Raw genomic sequence first — 19,568 nt, forward strand, 5'->3', positions numbered from 1 at the left:
ATCGAAATGGAGCGCCGGGCCTGCACGACCGCTTCAGGAGCATTTTCTGCCGAGTTTCTTTGAGTCTTTTCCTCAGCCATGCTTTTCCTCCAGGGCATCCCAGATCAGCCGTGGGTCGAAACTCTCCGCGGCGAACATGGTGATCACGACCACCGCGGCGAAGTAGACCGCCGCAGGACCGGCATCGACATTGGCCAGCGCCCCGAGCTTGACCAGGGCCACCAGGATGGTGACGACATAGATGTCGACCATCGACCAGCGCCCCACGGCCTCGGTCATCCGGTAGAGCTGGGTCCGCTCCTTCGGCCGCCATTGCGATTTGAACTGCACCGAGAGGAGCAGAGAGGTCAGGATCATCAGCTTCATCAGCGGAACGAAGACGCTGGCGATGAAGATCACCGCTGCGATCTCCCAGGAACCGCTCTTGATGAAGTAGATCACGCCGCTCATGATGGTGTCGGCCTGCTCGCTGCCGAGCGTGGACGAGATGGTGATCGGCAGCACATTGGCCGGGATATAGAAGATAAAAGAGGCGATCAACAGCGCCCGGGTGCGCGCGAGGCTGTTCGGCTTGCGCTGGTGGAGCGCCGCGCCGCAACGGGGGCAGAGGGCCGATTGACCGCGAATCAGCGACGGCTGGCGGACCACGAGATGGCAGTCGTGACAGAGCACCAGGCCGAGCTGCCGGGCGGAGGCCAGCGGCCGGTTCACGACTTGTCCTCCAGGCGCTCCCAGACCAGGTGGGAGTCGACCGACGAGACCGCAAAGGTCAGGGCGAAGATCAGCAGGGCGAAGGCGAAGACCGCCAGGCCAGGCACGATGGTCGCCATTTTCCCCAGTTTCACCAGTGACACCAGGATGCCGAGCATGAAGACCTCCATCATGCTCCAGGGCTGGAGGTGCTGAAAAAGCCGGAACACCTGCATGGCAAAAGGGGCCCGCCGGTTCAACTTGAGCGGAATATATACGTAGAACAGGCCAATCATCTGGACCAGGGGCACCACCACGCAGGTCAGCAGCACCAGGCACGCCAGGCCGAGCATCCCCTGCCGGTAGATTTCCATGATCCCGGTCAACAGCGCCGTGTGGCGCTTGATGCCGCCGCTCTCCATTCCGAGGAAGGGGAAAGTGACGGCGACGAGGAAGAGCACCATGCCCGCCAGCGTCCAGGCCAGCGTACGGTTGATACTGTCAGCCTTGTGTCGGAACAGGAGAGAGCCGCAGCGCAGGCAACGGGCGCTCGCTCCCGGTTGCAGGTCGGGGACGTGCTGAAGGAGGTCGCATTCGTGGCAGGCGGTTTGATGCATGAAAAACAGGCCTCCTGTATTTATGTAATATCAGAGACTTGAACATCTATTACCTATTTATCATATGGGTTTAATTCAATAATTCAAGTTTTGCTGACATCGGCAAATAACCACCGAAGGAGCAGTGTCACAAACCGGTTTTCGGGAGATACTTTGGGAAGGAGGCCCGTGGCCATTCTGGTGAAAGTTCAGAGCGTTTTTGTCTCTTGCCGGGGGTCACAGACGGTCTGGGCTTCGAGAAGGTTAGACAACGAGTAGCAGGGGTGTGTGTTTTTTCTGAGCCAAACTAAAGTATGAGTTTGTTTGAAACCATTTTTTTTTAAAAGTATAACTTTAAAGCAATTGTGTAAAACCCTTTATCGTTTAAATTTTAGACAATGAATAGTGTGGCAAGTGGGCAATGTTTGATCTTTTGTGAGGGGGGTTCGAAAAGAAGCAGTGCTCGAAATCGAATCTGTTTCCTGTCACGGTACATGCCGTATGTGCCTTTTGAAACGGCTGACTCAAATATATTAGCTGGGCAAAGCACTCCCAATCGCATTGAAGGAAAGGAAAAAAGCCATGAATGAAACGAAGAAAAGGGAGGGAGCGGATGAGGGGCGCCGGGATTTTTTACGAAAAAGCGCTTACGCAGCCTATGCGACCCCGGTGATTATGGCCATGCTGGTGGAGAAGGCCAACGCGGCGAAGTCCTGGAATCCGGGCCGGGGCAACATTCCCAACAACGGGAAGGCGAAACCGCCTCGCGGAAATGGATACGGTCTGTCTAATAACGGCCGCGGGGGATGAGATTCAGATCGACCATAAAGGCTCCGTAATTTTGCCTGCCAGAAGACTGGGGACTCAGGATGCTGAGTCCCCAGTCTTCGTCATGGCCCCTTCGAATCTGGTTTTCCCCTCCGGTATATCCGAAAATCGATATGGACAAAGGATAGGCTTGTGATTGAATCTTTTCATAAGTGACAGTTTTCCCGAAATATTGGGGCGCCCGACATCAGGGAACCACGGAGAGGTTGAAAGATGCTCCTGTTCCTTAAGAAAGGAGATGGACACCATGGGTTTAAAGAAACCGCCATATCTGGCCCCCTGGCTTCTGCTGCTCGTTTTGGGATTGGTCGTTTGCGACCCTGCCTGGGCCGCCCGTGCCCGTCCTGACATGGCCAAGAAGGTTGGGGACCGAGCCCCGATCTTCGCCCTGGCTTCCTCCGAGGACCGCCTGGTCGACTACGACCGCGACTACTACGGGCAGCACCACCTGGTTCTGACCTTCTTCCCCGCGGCCTTCACCCCCGTCTGAACGGGGGAAATGGAGGGTCATCAGAGGAACCTCGACCTCTATGACCGCTTCAACGCCCGCGTGGCGGGTGTCAGTCGCAACGATGTCGAGACCCTGAGGTTCTGGACCCGTGAGTTGGGCCTGACCTTTCCCATCCTGTCAAATTCGGTGGGACACCTGGGGATATGGTTCGGCACCCTGAGAGAGGGTTACCCCATGTTTTCCCGCAAGTCGGTGGTGATCGACAAGTGGGGGAGGATCCGCTATATGCGCGACGGTTCTCCCGATTACCGGGAGATCCTTCTGGTGCTGAAGAAACTCCACCGGGAGGAGGAGATATGAAACGACAGATCATGGGGAGTCTACCCTTCTTACTGGTCGGCCTGATGGTTCTCGGCGGGTGTGCTTCATCCGTCAATCCTTCTCTTGACCCCTGGGGCACCATGCGCCAAGTTGACGGGAGTGTCGTATGGCAGGAGGAATACGCTTTCGAGCCCCCTCCCTTACCCTGGCGGATCCTCGATTTGGACGAAACCGACATCTCTCTCGCCTTCTTCCGGGGCTGCAAGGGGGATGACCCTGGCAGTTATCCCTGCGAAAGCACTTTCGCTTATGCCGAGGAGCCCTTTGGTTATTCGAAGGAACTTATTCAGCGCCAGGAGGAGTTCTTCAAGCGATTTCTCTGGGCGGCCCGGGTTGACTTCAAGCCTCCTCAACTCAGGCCACTTCAGATCCTCGGAGAAGAGGGGCTCGAAGTGGTGACCGAGGGGATTGAACCGGTCCTTCGGCACAAGGTGTACTGCAAGGTTCTTTTGGCTCGGCGCGGTGAGCGTGTGGTGGCCTTTCATTTTACCCAATGGCGGGCCGCCGATGAGGCGTACGACCTGGCTCTGGTGGAAGACTTCGACCGCTTCGTCGACTCCTTCCGGTTTCAGAAAATATCCTTCTACGAACTTCTCTAGCGACGGTGCGGCATTTTTAAAATCCTTGCCCGAGGGAGGCCAGTCGGCATGTCTGTCGGCTGGTCGGGCCGTAAAATTGAAATCTGGTTACGTATTCCGCGGAAGTCGAGTTCAGAGGTGTTGCAGGAACTTACCCTCTGCCAGAGAAATCTGGACGATTGAAATCAAAATCGACCTCGCGCCCCTTCCCATTCGCTCACTCAAGCCGCAACGCCGCAAAGAATGACATTGAGCCTCGGTTTGTAGCCCTCCTTCTTGGCGTCTTTGAGGCTTTGCGTGAGACACGGATCTTGGTTTTGCTTCCGACCGTCATGCTCATTCATTATTGTTGGAGTCGAGTGAATAATCAAAATTCATAAATATCAGGGAGGCGAACGATGAGAAATAAACTCATTTATTTGGGTCTCTTCGCGGCCATCGGGTTGTGGGTGCTGGCTGGCTGCGCGCAGTCCACCACCCTGACCGGAACCTGGATGGATGATGCCTACAAGGAAAGATCATTGAAAAAGGTACTCGTGATCGGGTTCGCCGAAGACGCTGTGGTCCGAAGGATTTTCGAGACCGAACTGGCCAGGCAGTTCGAGCTGCGCGGGGTGCAGGCAACGCCGGGGCACCGGGTACTGCCTGAAGGGGAGAGGTTGGAGAAGGTCATGATCGCCTCGAGGGTGAAGGGGATGGGGGTCGACGGGGTCATCGTCACGAAGTTGGTCCGCAGCAAGACCGAGAGGGAAAGAATCACCGACGTCTCCGCTCGGAGCTATCCTCCGAGCGGATCGTACTACCCAGGGGTGCGTCCTGCCTATCGCGACTGGTACGGGGACTACGCGGGCAGTTACGGGTCCATAAGAAGGACCGAGTACATCATCGAATACAAGGTCGTGACCCTGGAAACCAACCTCTACGGTGCCGCGAGCGAGCGGCCGGTGTGGTCCGCCTTGTCGGAGACGGTCGTGGAGGGAGTCGTCCAGGATGAGATCGTATCCTTCAGCGAAGTGGTGGTGGACAAACTGGCCGAGGACGGCCTGATCAAGGGATCAAAGTAGTCTCTTTCCTCCCTGCCCGAGTTCTTCTGTCTCCCTCCATCAAAGGCCACTCCCCAAGGTGGCCTTTGTTTTTGTTGCTGGGCCAGAAAGCTCTTCCCTAAAATGATACAAATTGTTAATATTTCACAATTTCCTTTCCTGCCCGTCGGGTCGGGCACTGTTTTCTGTTTTTTGGGGAGGGCCGGTGCCGTCCCGGCCAGTGGTTGCTCAGGGGCTTTGAATTCCATGGGAATTTTCCGGCAAGCGCCGATCAGGCACAAACTGAACCTGCTCATTCTGCTCGTCAGCGTCATCATCCTGCTGCTGACCACAGTCGCGTTTATTGTTATCGAAACGGTCTCCTACAAGAGAGCCGCTATTTCTGAACTCTCCTCTCTGGCCGAAATCATCGGAGCCAACAGCCGATCGATGCTGGTTTTTCGTGACCGGGCCGGGGCAGACAAGATGCTGGCAGCCCTTGCCGAAGAACCAAGTATCCGTTTGGCCTATCTTTTCGACAGAAAGGCCCGGCTCTTTTCCCGGTACGCCAAAACCTCTGTCCACCTGACCGAAGGGGATTCCTCGCGGGGTTCTCTCCCCGGACAGGTTCTTCAGGCTATCGAGGCGAGTCGGGGTGCCCACCTTTTCACCTCCGACCACCTGACCCTGGCGGCGCCGGTCATACACGACGGGCAGCACCTTGGCATGGTCCTTTTGCAGAGAGACCTGAGCGTTTTGCAAAAGCGTCTGCTCTGGTTCGGCGTTGCTGCCGTCTCCATTTTCGGTTTGCTCATCCTTCTGGCCTTTCTCATCGGGGCCAAACTGCAGAATCTGGTCTCCCGTCCCATTCTCAATCTTCTCGATACCGTGAAAGCCGTGGCCGATGAGGAAAACTTCGCATTGCGGGCCCGAAGGGGGAGCGGGGATGAGGTCGGGCAGTTGATCGACGGGTTCAACGATCTGCTGGCCCGCATTCAGGAGCGCGACTCAGAGCTTCACCAGCACCAGCACCACCTGCAGGAAATGGTCGATCTTCGGACCGGGGAACTGCTCATGGCCAACGTGGAACTGCAGGAAACCGTTCTCGACCTGGGCAGGGCCAACGAGGCTACCGCCGCCGCTAACGATGAACTGCAAGTGGTCGTCAACGAACTCGAACGCGCCAAGGCGGAGGCCGAGTCCGCCACCCTGGCCAAGTCGAATTTCCTTGCCATCATGAGCCACGAGATTCGCACCCCCATGATCGGGGTCCTCGGCATGAGCGAACTGTTGCTGAAGGGTAAACTCGATTCCAACCAGCGCAGCCTGGTTGAGACCGTACATAATTCAGGGGACGCCTTGCTGACCATTCTCGACGACGTTCTCGATTATTCCAAGATCGAGGCGGGCAAGCTGGAACTTGAAAGGGTCGACTTCGACCTGCGCGAGACCGCCGAGGCCGCTGTCGCTCTTTTTGCCCAGAAGGCCCATGGCAAGGGGCTTGAAATCTCCTGCCAGATCAAGCCGGGCACCCCCGAGTCCCTGCGTGGCGATCCGGCACGCCTGCGCCAGGTTCTGCTCAACCTTGTCGGAAACGCGGTGAAGTTCACCGAGAAGGGGGAGGTGGCGATCCGGCTTTCCTCCCTCAGCGAGGAAGACGGCTCTCTCCTGCTGCGCTTCGAGGTCTGCGACACGGGGGTGGGAATCCCCCGGGAGGTCCAGGAGACGATTTTTGAATCCTTTTCCCAGGCCGACAATAACACCACCAGGAAGTTTGGAGGGACCGGGCTCGGGCTGGCTATCACCAAGCAGCTGGTCAGCCTGATGGGCGGGGAGATCTGGGTGGAGAGCGAAGAGGGAAGGGGGGCGTCCTTTATCGTCGTGGTTCGGCTGGAGAAGCAGGAGCGCCTCCGGTTGTGCCATCGGCCGCTGCCAGAAGAACTCATGGGGGGCCGTCTCCTTCTCGGGAGCCGCCACGGGGGGACCCGTGACATGCTCCTGAGTCAGTCCGCAGCTCTCGGCGTGGCAGCGGACAGCGCCCCCGATCTTCCCCGGGTTCTCGATCTGTTGCGCCAGGGCGCTCGGGAGGAGCGTCCCTACCGGGTCGTCCTGATCGATGCCGATCTGGCGACGGGGCCAGGCGGGGGTCTGGACTCCGCACTGACCATGGAGGCCTCGGCAGCCGGCACCCGCCTGGTTCTTCTCTGCCGGCAGGATCGGCGCTACGAGGATCTGGACAGGGGGAGGTGTTCGGACGTCGAATGTTTGTACAAGCCCGTGCGGACAGCGACACTGGCCCAGTTTCTCGCCCGCGTTGGCAAAGAAAACGAAAATGCGCCCTCGCCCCTTTCCCCGCTCGCCGGGGAGGGGGCAGCGGACGATCGGAAAACTTCTGGGTGACGAATCCTGATTGCCGAGGACAACGCCACCACCCAGCGCCTGCTGAAAATCCTGCTTGAGGGAATTGGCTGCCAGGTGACCATCGTCGACAACGGCCTCGAGGCCGTCGAATCGGCCGGTGGGGGGGGGTTCGACTTGATCCTGATGGACGGGCAGATGCCCCAGATGGACGGCCTGGAGGCGACCCGCAAGATCCGGGAACGGGGCATCTCCGTTCCGATCGTCGCCCTGACCGCCCGCGCCCTGAAGGAGGACGTCGATATCTGTCTCGCCTCGGGGATGGACGACTACCTGAGAAAGCCCTTTAAGCAGAAGCAGCTTCAAGGAATGGTGCACAAGTGGCTGGATGCTTCTCCCGCGGCGTGAAACCGCCCCCCTGCGGTTTTCCATTATCGAGACCATGAGCAAGAAACTCTTCCTTTTGATTGTCATCGGTATTGCTGCCTGGTCAGGCCTGCTGGCCTTTCTGGTTCGGCTTGCCATGGAGGCCGACGGCGTGCCGAGCGCACCCGTCATGACCGCGGTCTCGACCCGAACGGTCGATGACGGCGCGCTGCTGGAGGTTTCGGTTACGGGGGAAGGCCTCGATGAGTCGGTCCGGGCCGCGCTCTACGCGGACCTTTCCAACAGCCGGGCCATCGTCGGCTCGCTGGACACCCTCGGGTTGTTTACGGGGGTGGCGGTGGCCGATGGCAGGGCTTACCTGGCCAGCAGCCATTACGGGATGCAGGTTGTCGATGTTTCAAACCCCTCCAGGCCCCATTTTCTCGGGGCCATGAGCACGCCCGGAAAGGCGATCAGTGTGGTCCTTCAGGGGGATCGGGCCTATGTCGCGGACGGCGAGGGCGGTCTGCTGATCGTCGATGTCAGCGACCCGGAAAATCCAACCCTGGTCAGTACGGTTCCCCTTCCCGGGGTGACCTGGGAGCTTGCCGTCGCAGGCGACCTGGTGTTGACGACTAACGGCAAGAATGGAATCCATGTCGTCGATGTCGCCGATCCCTCCGAACCGAAGCTCCTGTCCCGGTTTGACACCGAGGGGTTCGCCTGGTCCGTTTCGATTGAAGGGGACCGAGCTTATGTCGCCAATGACAGAAAAGGTCTTCTGATCCTGGACATCGGGAATCCGTCCTGCCTGCGGAAGGTTGCCGAGGTCGACACCCCGGGGATAGCCAGGGGCGTGGCCTCGGCCGGGGACCTGGCACTGATTGCCGACTTTCGTGAGGGACTGCATGTTGTCAGCCTGTCCGGGGCGCAGGGGCCCGCAATTATTGGTCACGCGGATATCCCAAACTGGGTCACGAAGGTCACCTGCCGGGGGGGGCGCGCCTATATCTCTGCCGGGCCCTCAGGGCTGGTCGTCGTGAATCTGGATGATCCGGCCAGACCCAGGATCGAGGGAGTGGTCGATACCAAGGGCATAGTCCGTGGGGTGGCCCTCGACGGGGACTTCGCTTTTCTGGCGGACGGCAGGACGGGGCTGAAAATCTTGGAACTGCCTCTGCCAGAAAGCCCAGAACTCCCAACGGCCCCCACGGCCGGTCGCGTCGGCGCCTTGGCACCTGCCGGAGACTTGGCCTACGTTGCCAGTGATCATCACGGCCTGCAGGTTTTTGATCTGAAAACTCTAAAAACGCCGAAACTTATCGGCTCGACAGGTACGTTTCAGAAAGGGCGAGAGGGCGATGCCCTTGTAAGGAGCCCGACAGCTTCCGTTGATGTTGACGTGGACGGGAACCTCGGTTGCTTCCTTAACGATGGGCATGTGATGGCCATCGACCTTCACGACCCGAGGGGGCCTTCGGTCGTCGGTTCGGTCAAGTCCCCCGGCACAGCCATTGGTGTTGCGCTTCGCGGGGATGTCGCCTATCTGGCCGACGGAGATTCCGGATTTCAGGTTGTCGATCTCACCAACCCGCGTCACCCCCGTCTCGGGGGTTCCGTGGAGACTCCCGGCAGAGCCTGGGGGGTTGCCCTCGACGGTCCTCGAGCTTATCTCGCCGACGGGGAGGGGGGGCTGCAAGTCCTGGACATTCAGGACCCACTCCGCCCCAAGGCGCTAGGTCGGCTTCAGACCCGGGGGGTGGCCAGGGAGGTGGCCGTTTCCGGGAACCTGGTCCTGGTGGCCGCCATGGAGGGCGGGGTGCACCTGGTCTCGGTGGAAGACCCGTCACGGCCTCGTCTTCTCGGAACGGTCCAAACCGAGGGCAGGGCCTTTGGGGTTGCCGTTGCAGGGAACCTGGCCGCAGTCGCCTGTGGGACTGAAGGGGTTCAGCTTTTTGATCTCCTGGATCCCATGAAGCCCCTGCCACTCGGGCGGCTGAATGTCCCCCTAAACGCCTTGAAGGTGGCCCTCGCCGGGAGCCAGATGTACGTCACCTGCGGAAGGGGCGGACTGCGGATCGCAGATATCAGTGACCCCCGCATTCCGCGGATCATCGGATCGTCGCCCGCAGCAAGCAGTTTTGTCGAGGTTTGCCTGGCAAACGATCTGGTCTATCTCGTCGATTCGCTTTTCGGGATCCGGGTTGTCCAGGCCAAAGACCCCTTCCACCCCGAAATCGTCGGCAGTCTTCCTGTTTCGGCCCAAGGCAACGACCTGGTACTGGCAGGGGACCTGGTTTACCTGGCCGCGGGGGCCGAGGGAGTAAAAACGGTGAACGTTGAGGATCCCCAGCGTCCGGTTTTAACCGGGTCTCTGGCGTTGGAAGGGCTGGCCCACGGCATTGACCGGGGAAACGGTCATCTCTTCGTGGCCGGCGGCCGTGACGGCCTCTTCGTGCTCGCTCCGGAGGGGCGGGCCGGGTTGCGGCTGGCGGGGCGGCTCGGGACCGCGGGGTATGCAAGGCGGGTCTGCGTGAAAGACGGCAGGGCCTACCTGGCTGCCGGGAAAGGCGGGTTGCACATTATCGACATCAGGGAACCGGCCCAGCCAAAACTCTTTGCAACCTTTTCATTGCCCTGGCCCGAGGAGGCATTTGGCTTCGCATTTGATGTGGCCGTTTCCGGGGAGCTGGCTTATGTCGCCCACGGGCGGGGAGGGCTGACCGTTGTCGACGTTCGCGACCCCCTTCGCCCGAAGCTGATGAGCCAACTGGGCATTCCTGGCTTCTCTCGCGCCGTGGCCATTGACGGGGAGCGGGCCTACCTCGCCTCCGGCCATGGAGGGGTGGTCGTCGTTGACGTGGCCGACCCGCGGCGACCCGTCCTTGTCGCTTCTTACCTGGGCATCACCGAAGGTCAGGACGTGGCCGTCCATCGCGGCTATCTGCTCGTTGCCAACGGAGGGGGCGGCGTTTTGTCCGTGCCAACTCCGATGGAAGTTCCCTGCGTCGATGTCCAGAACCGGAACCTGGTCACTTTTGAGGTCACCGGCCTCGATCCCTCTTTGGCCTATTCCCTCCGTCTGTTCAATCGTTTCGGTTCCAGTGCGTTTCCGGACGTCCTTCGTCTGCCCGCAGACTAGAAAAAGCACTCCACCCCCACCCAGAACTGGCGACCCAGCCGGTATCCAGCCCCTTCCTCGATCCTGATTCTGCTGTTGAAGACGTTGGAGATCTCTGCGTTCAGGGCGAGGAGGGCCGGACCCAGCTCTCTCTGCCATGCGAGCTTCCAGTCGAAGGTCAGGGCGTCGGGCCTTTTGACCCTTTCGTAGACCGCCAGGGATTCAACGATCTCCTCCCCCGTTCCCGGGTCGATGCGGCGCTCGCCCTCAGGGACCGGTTTCTCCTCATCGGTGTTGGCCACGTCACGGTAGCTGCCGGTGTATTTTGTGAAATTGGTGAAGGTCAGGCCAAAGGGCAGGCGGGCGATGTAGGTCAGCTTGCCCTCCCAGCGCTCGTAGTTTTCCTCGGGCAATTGGCCCAGGTAGACGATCTCGTTTCCGAACCAGACTCGCGCCTCGCCCTCCTCCTCGTTGATGATCTCGTCCAGGTCGGTGTTGGTCGAGCGGGTCTGGCGCCAGACCGCGTTGAGGGCCAGGGAGTGGCCGGGCCAGTAGCGCTCCCAGGAGAGGCGCAGGCTGTCATGGCGGCTGCAGCCCTCGTTGGTCAGCCTGTAGTAACGGAGACCGTCCGGCTGCAGGGGGCCGTACTGGCGGGCGAACTCGTCGCTTCCCTCGCGGTAGACGTACTTCAGGCTCAGGCGCCCTCCCATCAGGGATTGGTCCAGCCCTAGCGTGGCCTCGTCAGAGCGGGGCGTGTCGAGGCGGGAGAAGCGATGGACATTGGTTCCCTGGAAAGGGGCCGGCTCCCAGGCGGTCAGGCGGTTTTGATGGGAAGTCCGGGTCTCGGCGGCCGGCGGGGCGATGGCCTCGCGCAGCTTGTAGGTGAGCAGGGTCCGGCCGTAGTAGCGGTTCAGCCCCCCGGTGATGACCGTTCGTCCCTTGCCCTTCAGGTCGTAGCTCAGGCTGAGCCGGGGGGACAGGTTGGCGTTTTTCATGAAGTCGTCGTAGGAGAGGCGCAGCCCGGGAAGGGCCTGGAAGTTCCCGAACCGGGCGCGGTCCTCGGCGTAAAGGGCGACCTGGGTGATGGTCGCCTCGGTGGAGCTCTTGCGGTAGACCTTGCGTTCGGTGAAAAACTGCTCGCCCTCCTCGCAGGCGAACTGGTCCTCCCCGCAGACGATGTCGGGGGAGATCCGTGCCTGTCGGTAGTCGTAGGTGGTGAGCGGGCGGTCGTAGGTTCCCCGGGTGTTCTCCATGTCCCAGCCGAGGCCGATGCCGTGCTCGGCCGGTCCGGCGAGCAGGGGGGCGAGGGTGACATCCCCCTTGAATTGCCAGGTCCGCTGGGTTTTTTCGATGTCCCCCCAGCCCCCCTCCTGGCTGTAGTCCGATCCAGCTGCCCGTCCCCAGTCCTTGGTGTCGGTCGCCGCCCAGCTGCGGAAATGCCGGGGGGCGTCGCGGCTGTTCTCGCTCTGGCGATAGGCCGCCCTCAGGTCCAGGTCTCCCGCCGGGAAAAAGCGGTAGTAGCGAAGGGCGCTCAACAGGCCGCTGCCTTCGATGCGAAAGTCGCTGCCGAGGGCGTTGGGAATGAAATGGTCGCTCCGGTAGGGGGAGTAGACGGCGGTCAGGTCGAGAAGATCGTCCGGGGAAAGGTCGCTGGTGGCCTTCAGGGTGTAGTTCTCCAGGCGCCTGATCTGGTCCCGGTAGCCGCCGAGGTGAGCGAGGGGGATTCGCGAGTGGAGGAGCTGGTAGGCCGGCAGTAGGCCGAGGCGCTCGGTCAGGGGGAGGTCGAGGCTGATGCCGGCGTGCTGTTTTTCAAAGCGCGGCTGGCGGCTCGCCGTGTTCGAGTGGTCGAAATCGTACCGATCGGCGTCGTCGAGGTGAAACTCTGTCCAGCCGTCACGGGTGGTGCGGAAAAAGAGATTCCCCCCATATCGTTTGCGGGGGCCCCGGGCCGTGGTCTCCACGACTCCCCCGGTGAAGCCGCCGAAGCGGGCCGGGACGTTGGTGTCGTAGAGGGTGATCTCCTCCACCAGGGAGGTGTCGAGAAAGATTTCCTGGGGGTGGCCGGGGACGTTTCCGACCGAGTGCGGGTTGCGGGTCGTGGGGTCGAGAAGGCTGTTGTTGCCGATCCCGTCGATGGTGAAGACGTTCTGGTAGGCCCTCCCCCCGGAGATGGAGACGTCCGGAGGGAGGATCTCCCCCCCGGTGAGGGAGGAGCGGGCGGGGTCACGGAGCTGGACGTCGGGCAGGACGTCGAGGACTTCGTTGACGCTTCCGTTGCCCCGGGGAAAGCCCTCGAGCACCTCCCTGCCGATCGTGGTACGGCCCGCGGCCCCGATGTCGAGAATGTGGCCGATGACCGTGACCGGCGCAAGCTCCTGGACCGGCGAAGCCTCCTGGGCCTGCGGCGGCGGACCGAGGGGGACCAAGAGCAGGGCGGCCCCCCATGCCAGGGCCGCCCAGAAAGGCAGGGATGCAAAGCGGGGAGACGGGGGCATCAGTCGGCGAAGAGGGGCCGCAGGTCCTCCGCGTCGGAGATGCCGTCCCCGTCGCTGTCTTCGTCCAGTTCGAGGCCCGAGGCGAGGATGTCCTCTTCGGAGGCGAGGGGGTTGAAAAAGTCGGGCCGGCCGTCCCCGTCCGTGTCGACGTTGGCCACCCAGGTGTCGGCGAAGGCGTCCTGCTGGGCGAAGGCCTCGGCGATGGCCTGGATGGCCAGGTAGCGGTCCTCGGCGTAGGGGATGGCGTTGGCCAGATCCAGGGCACGTTCCATGTCTCCGGCGTCAGCGTAGCCGCCGACGATATGGTCTTTTTTGTCGTCCACGTATTTTTCAATCCGGGTGGCCTCGACGAAGATCTGGTCGGCGGTGTCGCGCGCGGCGTCCACGATCGCCAGGGCCCCGGCCCGGTTGCCCGCCTGGACCATGTACCGGGCCGCGTCGAGAAGATTGTCGACCTCGTCCTCGGCCAGGTCGTCATGGTCGTCGCCGGTGTAGTCCGTCCCCTCGTCGAAGATCGCCATCGACCGATCGGCAAAGCGCTCGATGGCGGCCTCCGCCCCGGTAAAGTCCTCCATCTCCAGGTAGGCCCGTGCCAGGACCTCGAAAAGCTCGGCTCCGTCCTCCGCGCTCGCCCCCAAACCGAAACTCTCGGCGGCAACGAACGCTCCTTCCATCAGGCCGGCCGCCGTCGAATAGTGGCCGAGGAGGTCGTAAACGAGGGCGAGGTCCGCAGATCCCTTGACGAGGTATTCGGGCTCGGCCATCTCGCCGAGGACCGCTTCGCCCCGGGCCAGCAACTCGGCGGCAATGTCGCTCTCCCCGATCTCCCCGTAGAGGTCGGCCACCTTGGCATAGCCCTGTTGGATCAATTGGACATACCTGTCCTTGTCGCTGGAAGGTTCCAGGGTCGCAAGAAGCTGGGTCGCCGCGTCGAGCGCCCGTTTTGCCAGGGCGAACTCCCCGTCCAGGATGTAGGCCAGGGCGATGTATTCGGCTCCCTTGTTGACCGCGAAATAGGTCAGCGCCTCGATCTTGTCCGTGTCGGCCGGCAGGCGTTCGTTCACGATGACCAGGGCGGCGTCGAAGCCGGAGATGAGGGCCTCATAGGTGGCCACCAGTTTGTAGGCTTTGGTCTGGTAACTGGTGCCGTTCCTCGTAGAACCGAACTGGTTGACATAGGTGTCCGGGATGGTTTCGGCCAGGGCGAAGGCCCTTTCAGCCTCGCCGGCCCGGTAAAGGAGTTCCACCAGGGCGGGCACATAGACCCAGGTGGCGTCCAAGGTGAGCCCTTCCAGGCCGTCATCTTCCCGGATGGCGATGAGCTGGTCGCAGATTTCAAGGGCGACCTCAGACTCACCCAGGTCCGCGAAGCGCTCGGCCGTTTCCAGGAGGTAGAAGGTCTTGAGCCCGTAGTAGCTCTTGCCCTTGGACTCGTTGGGGGGGGTCTCCAGAGCATAAGCGTAGAGGGAGTCGAGCAGGGGCATGGCGCCTGCGAGGTCCCCATCTTCCAGATGGGCATCGAGGACTTTCAGGGTCCCGGTCAGCAGGCGGCTGTAGGTTGTGTAGGTGCCGAGATAAGGGACCAGGCTCTCGATGTATTTAAGGACCTCCTCGGTCCTCTCAAGAGCGCCCGCTCTGCGAAAATCGGCTCCCAGAAATTGAAGGTTCAAAATATCATCTTTGCCGACGCTGGCTTTGCCCTTGGCCTCGATGATGTCCAGGTAGAGGGCAAAGGCCAGGTCGAGGGCCTCGACCGCTTCCATGGGCCTGCCGAAGTCCCTCAGGCTCTTGGCCAAATCCCGGTAGGCATCGGCACGGACCTGGGATTGGTAGATCTGGGTCGCGATGAGGGATGCCGCCTCGTCAAGGAGACCCGCCTGGGCCTTGCCCCCGGCGACCTCTCGCATGATGGGGTCGTTGGCGGCGTCGTCGAACACCATGGCCGTCAACTGCTCGGCCCGGTACAGGTGGGAGAGGTCCGAACCGTAGTAGTAGGCGAGGCGCTTGGCGTTGTCGTCACCGGGAATCTCGTGCAGCAGCAGGGGCTCCGCGCTGCTGTAGAGGGTATCCGTCTCCGCCAGTGATGCGATCTGCGGGTCGGCCTCCAGGGGGACGGGAAGGCCATTTTCCTCCTTGACCAGAAGTGCGGAAAAGTCGGCGGGCTCCGCCTCCAGCCACTCCAGGGAAGATAGGCCGTAGCTGAAGAGGACATAGCGGGTAATGCGCTGTAGCGCGACGCCGTCGAGGGGGATGGTCTTCTCCGCCGCCGCGGTCAAAACCATGTCTGCAATGAGGTCTGACTTTTCATCGACCGCGAGGCGGGTCTCTTCGGAGAGGCTGCTGCCGGGGCCGGCTTCCAGTAGGCTGCCGAGGGCGTCGGCAAAGCCGGAGGCGATCGACGCTTGTTTGAAGATGGTCGCCGGTGAGAGTTGGCTTCCGCCGCAGAGAGCGCTGTAGAGCTTTTGCGCCGAATGGATTTGGGCGTCATCGAGGCCCAGATCGGCGAGCAGGCCGGGGTCAAGCGACCCGGTTCCGGTGACCAGAGGCTCTTCCCCCGCCTGCCGGGCGAGGTGCGCCAGGGGGTCGGCTATCCCCACCTGTCTCAATTCCAGAGCCAACCGGCTCAGGAGCAGGGAGCGTTTGAGCAGTTCCGGATCGCTCGACGGCGATGCACCGAGAGCCATTCCGGCTTTCAGCCCGAGCCACGAACGGATACGCTGCTCCGCCTCTGCGGGGCTCTCCCCGCTGTGAAGCGAGGCGGCCAGGAGGGAGGTCGCCGGAGTTACCGTGATGGACTCCTCCAGTCCTGCAAAGTGGGCCAGGGACGACCGCAGGGCGATCCCGGTGAAGTCGGCCCCGGTTTCGGTGTCCAGGCCGCCGGTGGCGACAACTTCGAGGGGTTCGAGGCTCGCCCCTTCAGCCATTTCGAAGGAAAAAGCGCCATGGGGACCCGTTTTCGTTTCGCAGCGCCCCGTACCGCTGGGGCCGCAGAGGCGTGAAACTTCATCCGTATCGGTGTCAACGATTCGAACGATCGCTCCTGCGATAGGCCCGTCCTCGACGGTTCCCGCGAGGGAAAGGGCACCGGGCCTCGAGTCAGTGCCGTCTCCTCCGCCGCCACAGGCTCCGAGGAAAAGGGCGAGAAGAAGCGACAGGCAAAGACGATGGTTCAGCGATTTGAGCAGGGTGCCGGCAGCGGGAAGCGAGCGCAGGGAAAGGCATTCCATTGAGTATCCTCCATTAAAAAAGATTGGAATATACCATGATTGTTGAAAAGATTCAGCAGGTTTAAGATTGGTCGTGTTTAAGAATTCTTCCGTCTTTTGGACTAATGCTTGACCGGCCGGATTCTACGGCGTATAAAAAAGTCGTCACGGTATGGGGGAGAGATCGGTCGGCATGCGAGGAAAGTCCCTTGGAATATGGATGTTCGCCTCATTCGGCCTTCATTTGGTGGTCTTGGTCTTCCTTTACAGGATTCCTCATGATTGGGACAGAACGCCTCTGCCCCTTGAGGTGGGCCTCATCGAGGTGACCCCCGGGAACGCTTCCCCATCCATTGACCCCGAACCCGGCGTGGGACCCATGCCGGTTGACTCTGTCGCCCGGCAGAACAATATAGTTGTTCCCGGCCCCGCCAAGAAGGTATCCTTAACGGTGGCGTCCAAACTGCAGGATGCCACCGAAACCAGCAAGGAGGCCGTCTCAGCCCCTGTAGAGTCGATTCCGGCGGTCCTGTCGGAACGATCGGGGGGGGCGGTCGAAGAAGAGGTTTCCAGTCTGCCCGTCCCTTCCGCCGGGTTCTTGGACGAACAGTCTGGCGCAATGTCTCTGCCTGCCAAGGCGGCCTCCCCGGGCAATGCCAGTGAACAGGGGGAGAGCGTTGACCGGCCCGGTTCCCCACCCGAGGGGGATGACGGGGGTTCTTCCGCAGGAGAAGGACAGGTTCTGGTCGAGGCTCAAATCGTCCCTGGCCAAAACGCTCCGCCGGCCTATCCGCCGATTGCCCGGCAGAGGGGCTGGGAGGGGGAGGTCTGGATTCGGGCCCAGGTTGGCGATGACGGCCGGGTCTCCAAGGCCTGGGTCGAAGAGCACTCTGATTACGCGGTTCTCGACCGTGCCGCCCTCGACGCAGTTGGTCGGTGGCGCTTTCGTCCTGCCCTGCAGGGCAAGCGTCCGGTGGCCAGCGTGGTGCGGTTGCCGATCCGTTTCGAGTTGAGGCGGGGTGGTTGATGCTGCAATGAGTGCAATTTCTTAGCCCTTGAGTCTTTCCCCTGACCTGTTGCGCATTGATATCGAAATGACTTCATTCGAAAGCCAAAAACGAAGAAACGAGTTGTTCCAGATCGGGCTTTCCTGCGTCGTTGGTGCGTTGGTCGTCTGCCTCCTTGCAACTTTTCAATATATCTTTGTCCTGAGAGTCGATGTTTCCGGCCGTAACTTTATCATTCCTGTCCTTGTCGGTGGGCTGGCCGGGTTTTCCTTGGGATTCTGGTTTTTCAAAATCAAAAAATACACCCGCGACCTTCAGAAAAGCGAATCACGCTACCGGGATCTGTTCGAAAACGCCAGCGACCTGATTCAGAGTGTTGCTCCCGATGGAACGATCCTCTACGCCAACCGGGCGTGGCGGGAAACCCTCGGTTACAGTGAAGAGGAAACTTCCAAGCTCTCGGTCATGGATATCATTCACCCTGACTGCCTCGACCATTGCATGGCTACGTTCGAGAGCCTGCTGTCCGTGGAAAAGACCGCACGCATGGAGGCCAATTTCCAGACCAAGGACGGGCGGACGATCACCGTCGAGGGGAGTGTTAATTTTTCCTTTGAAAACGGACGGCCCGTGTCCTCACGGGGGATTTTCCGCGACATCACCGCGCGTCGCGCCACCGAGGAGGCCCTCAAGCGTTCTTACGAATTTTCCAAGACCGTCATCGACAGCATGAACGATGCGGTCAGCATCATCGACGTCAGCGATTACAGGCTGGTCGGGGTCAACCGGGTCTTCCTGGAAGAGTTGGGGATGAAGGCCGAGGAGGTCATCGGCAAGACCTGCTATGAGATCACCCATGACAGGGACACCCCCTGCGCCCTTCCCGACCACTTCTGCCCGCTTATGGATACGGCCGCCAAGGCCCAGTACGCCTCCGTGGAGCATATCCATCGGGGCGCGGGTGGACGGACCAAATATGTGGAGGTGTCCACCTCGCCCATCGTGGACGAGACCGGGCGGGTCCTGCAGGTGGTGCACGTCTCCAGGGATATCACCGACCGCAAGCGGGCCGAGAACGAGATCCAGCAGCTGGCCTATTACGACACCCTGACCGGCCTGCCCAACCGGACCCTCCTTCACGACCACCTGAACCTGACCCTGGCTCAGGCCGATCGGAGCAAGGAAGTCGTAGCGATCCTGTTTCTCGACCTGGACCGTTTCAAGGACATCAACGACACCCTCGGGCACCCCTTCGGGGACAAGCTGCTCAAGTCCGTGGCCGGACGCCTGCGCGATGCGGTTCGCAAGAGCGACACGGTGGCCCGCCTGGCGGGGGACGAGTTCGTCATGGTCCTGTCCGGCGTCAAGGACGCCGAGGGCCTGCCCGGATTCGCCCAGAACCTTCTCCAGGAGTTGGCCCTGCCCCACAAACTGGAGGGCAGGGAGGTATACAGCACCGGGAGTATCGGCATTGCCTTCTATCCCATGGATGGAAAAAATGTCGACCATCTTCTCAAAAACGCCGATACCGCCATGTACGTGGCCAAGGAGCGGGGACGAAACACCTACCAGTTCTTCTCCGAGGAGATGAACATCCGGGCCATGGAGCGGCTCAAACTCGAGACCGACCTGCGCGGGGCCATGAAGCGGGACGAACTGTTCCTCCATTATCAGCCCCAGATGGAACTGAGTACGGGCAAGGTCATCGGGATGGAGGCCCTGGTTCGATGGCGACATCCGGAGAGGGGGTTCGTCTCCTCAGGCACCTTTGTGCCCCTGGCCGAGGAGGCGGGGCTGATCGTTCCCCTTGGGGAATGGATTCTGCGAACCGCCTGCGCCCAGGCCAAGGCCTGGCAGGAACAGGGCTTCCCGCCGTTACGGCTGGCCGTCAATATCTCCGGACTTCAATTCAAACAGCCCAATTTCGTCGATTTGGTCGAGGAGGTCATCATGGAGACCGGGCTCGATGCCGGGTTCCTGGAGCTGGAGTTGACCGAAAGCATCATCATGGAGAACGCGGCGGAAAGCATCGAGGTTCTGACCGATCTGAAGGTGAGGGGAATCCACCTCTCTATCGACGATTTTGGCACGGGCTATTACTCCCTCAGTTATCTGAAGAATTTCCCTTTCGATCGGATCAAGATCGCCCAGTCCTTCGTCAGAGACATCACCACCAGTTCAGACGATGCGGCGATTGTCGAGGCCATTATCGTCATGGGGAAGAGTCTCGATTTGAAGGTCATCGCCGAGGGGGTCGAAACGAGGGAACAGCTCGAATTTCTCTTTGCCAGGGATTGCAACGAGATGCAGGGGTTCTATTTCAGCAAGCCCCTGGCCAGGGAGGACTTTACCCGCCTGCTTCAGGAAGGCCTGGCTCGGGAGGGGGTTTGTCCGTTCCGGGTGTCCTAGGGGGGAAACATATTGAAAAAGAGGAGGCCGCCAAACCCTTCGGGTTGGCGGCCTCCTCTT

Annotated in this window: 13 protein-coding genes; 9 read left to right on the top strand and 4 right to left on the bottom strand. The window is 60.9% G+C overall.

The features are described 5' to 3' along the window. Nucleotides 1-72: 72 nt before the first annotated feature. Nucleotides 73-711 (bottom strand): paraquat-inducible protein A, encoded by a 639-nt coding sequence (locus C0617_RS05125; protein WP_291315940.1) that lies wholly within the window; start codon nt 709-711, stop codon nt 73-75. After that, on the bottom strand, nt 708-1,307 hold the full coding sequence (locus C0617_RS05130; protein WP_291315941.1) for a paraquat-inducible protein A: 600 nt from the start codon (nt 1,305-1,307) through the stop codon (nt 708-710). The genes C0617_RS05125 and C0617_RS05130 overlap by 4 nt, the downstream gene beginning before the upstream one ends. Before the next feature lie 1,054 nt (nt 1,308-2,361). Here C0617_RS05130 and C0617_RS05135 point away from each other — a divergent pair. The 7 genes from C0617_RS05135 (at nt 2,362) to C0617_RS05165 (ending at nt 10,412) form a co-directional block, all read left to right on the top strand. Further along, on the top strand, nt 2,362-2,604 hold the full coding sequence (locus C0617_RS05135) for a hypothetical protein (protein ID WP_291315942.1): 243 nt from the start codon (nt 2,362-2,364) through the stop codon (nt 2,602-2,604). 9 nt (nt 2,605-2,613) lie between these two features. After that, nucleotides 2,614-2,925, top strand: coding sequence for a redoxin domain-containing protein (locus tag C0617_RS05140; protein WP_291315943.1), 312 nt, complete (start codon nt 2,614-2,616; stop codon nt 2,923-2,925). Beyond that, the gene (locus C0617_RS05145; RefSeq protein ID WP_291315944.1) at nt 2,922-3,545 is read left to right on the top strand and encodes a hypothetical protein; all 624 of its coding nucleotides are present in this window, start codon (nt 2,922-2,924) and stop codon (nt 3,543-3,545) included. Before C0617_RS05140 ends, C0617_RS05145 begins: the two co-directional genes overlap by 4 nt. A gap of 377 nt (nt 3,546-3,922) precedes the next feature. After that, entirely contained in the window at nt 3,923-4,588 is a 666-nt protein-coding gene (locus C0617_RS05150) for a hypothetical protein (protein ID WP_291315945.1), read from the top strand. A 225-nt stretch (nt 4,589-4,813) separates the two neighbouring features. Beyond that, nucleotides 4,814-6,946 (top strand): ATP-binding protein, encoded by a 2,133-nt coding sequence (locus tag C0617_RS05155; RefSeq protein ID WP_291315946.1) that lies wholly within the window; start codon nt 4,814-4,816, stop codon nt 6,944-6,946. A 9-nt stretch (nt 6,947-6,955) separates the two neighbouring features. Continuing rightward, complete coding sequence (locus tag C0617_RS05160) at nt 6,956-7,312, top strand: response regulator (protein ID WP_291316092.1); 357 nt, start codon at nt 6,956-6,958, stop codon at nt 7,310-7,312. Between the two features lie 34 nt (nt 7,313-7,346). Next, entirely contained in the window at nt 7,347-10,412 is a 3,066-nt protein-coding gene (locus C0617_RS05165; RefSeq protein WP_291315947.1) for a hypothetical protein, read from the top strand. Here C0617_RS05165 and C0617_RS05170 read toward each other — a convergent pair. Then, entirely contained in the window at nt 10,409-12,817 is a 2,409-nt protein-coding gene (locus C0617_RS05170) for a hypothetical protein (protein ID WP_291315948.1), read from the bottom strand. The genes C0617_RS05165 and C0617_RS05170 overlap by 4 nt on opposite strands. Before the next feature lie 68 nt (nt 12,818-12,885). Continuing rightward, nucleotides 12,886-16,113 carry a hypothetical protein gene (locus tag C0617_RS05175; protein WP_291315949.1) on the bottom strand — a complete coding sequence of 1,076 codons (3,228 nt, stop codon included), beginning with the start codon at nt 16,111-16,113 and terminating at the stop codon, nt 12,886-12,888. Nucleotides 16,114-16,543: 430 nt separating this feature from the next. Between C0617_RS05175 and C0617_RS05180 the strand changes: the two genes are divergently transcribed. Both C0617_RS05180 and C0617_RS05185 read left to right on the top strand, forming a co-directional pair. Continuing rightward, entirely contained in the window at nt 16,544-17,119 is a 576-nt protein-coding gene (locus C0617_RS05180; protein ID WP_291315950.1) for an energy transducer TonB, read from the top strand. Nucleotides 17,120-17,369: 250 nt separating this feature from the next. Further along, nucleotides 17,370-19,508, top strand: a complete 2,139-nt coding sequence (locus C0617_RS05185; protein WP_291315951.1) for an EAL domain-containing protein — start codon at nt 17,370-17,372, stop codon at nt 19,506-19,508. Nucleotides 19,509-19,568 lie beyond the last annotated feature (60 nt).

The sequence above is a fragment of the Desulfuromonas sp. genome, assembly GCF_002868845.1.
In the GTDB taxonomy this organism is placed as follows: Bacteria; Desulfobacterota; Desulfuromonadia; order Desulfuromonadales; family BM501; genus BM501.

Bases quoted from the DNA above. Each gene is read 5' to 3' on its own strand.
- C0617_RS05130 (WP_291315941.1), bottom strand. From the start codon at position 1,307: ATGCATCAAACCGCCTGCCACGAATGCGACCTCCTTCAGCACGTCCCC.
- C0617_RS05135 (WP_291315942.1), top strand. From the start codon at position 2,362: ATGGGTTTAAAGAAACCGCCATATCTGGCCCCCTGGCTTCTGCTGCTC.
- C0617_RS05140 (WP_291315943.1), top strand. From the start codon at position 2,614: ATGGAGGGTCATCAGAGGAACCTCGACCTCTATGACCGCTTCAACGCC.
- C0617_RS05145 (WP_291315944.1), top strand. From the start codon at position 2,922: ATGAAACGACAGATCATGGGGAGTCTACCCTTCTTACTGGTCGGCCTG.
- C0617_RS05150 (WP_291315945.1), top strand. From the start codon at position 3,923: ATGAGAAATAAACTCATTTATTTGGGTCTCTTCGCGGCCATCGGGTTG.
- C0617_RS05155 (WP_291315946.1), top strand. From the start codon at position 4,814: ATGGGAATTTTCCGGCAAGCGCCGATCAGGCACAAACTGAACCTGCTC.
- C0617_RS05165 (WP_291315947.1), top strand. From the start codon at position 7,347: ATGAGCAAGAAACTCTTCCTTTTGATTGTCATCGGTATTGCTGCCTGG.
- C0617_RS05175 (WP_291315949.1), bottom strand. From the start codon at position 16,113: ATGGAATGCCTTTCCCTGCGCTCGCTTCCCGCTGCCGGCACCCTGCTC.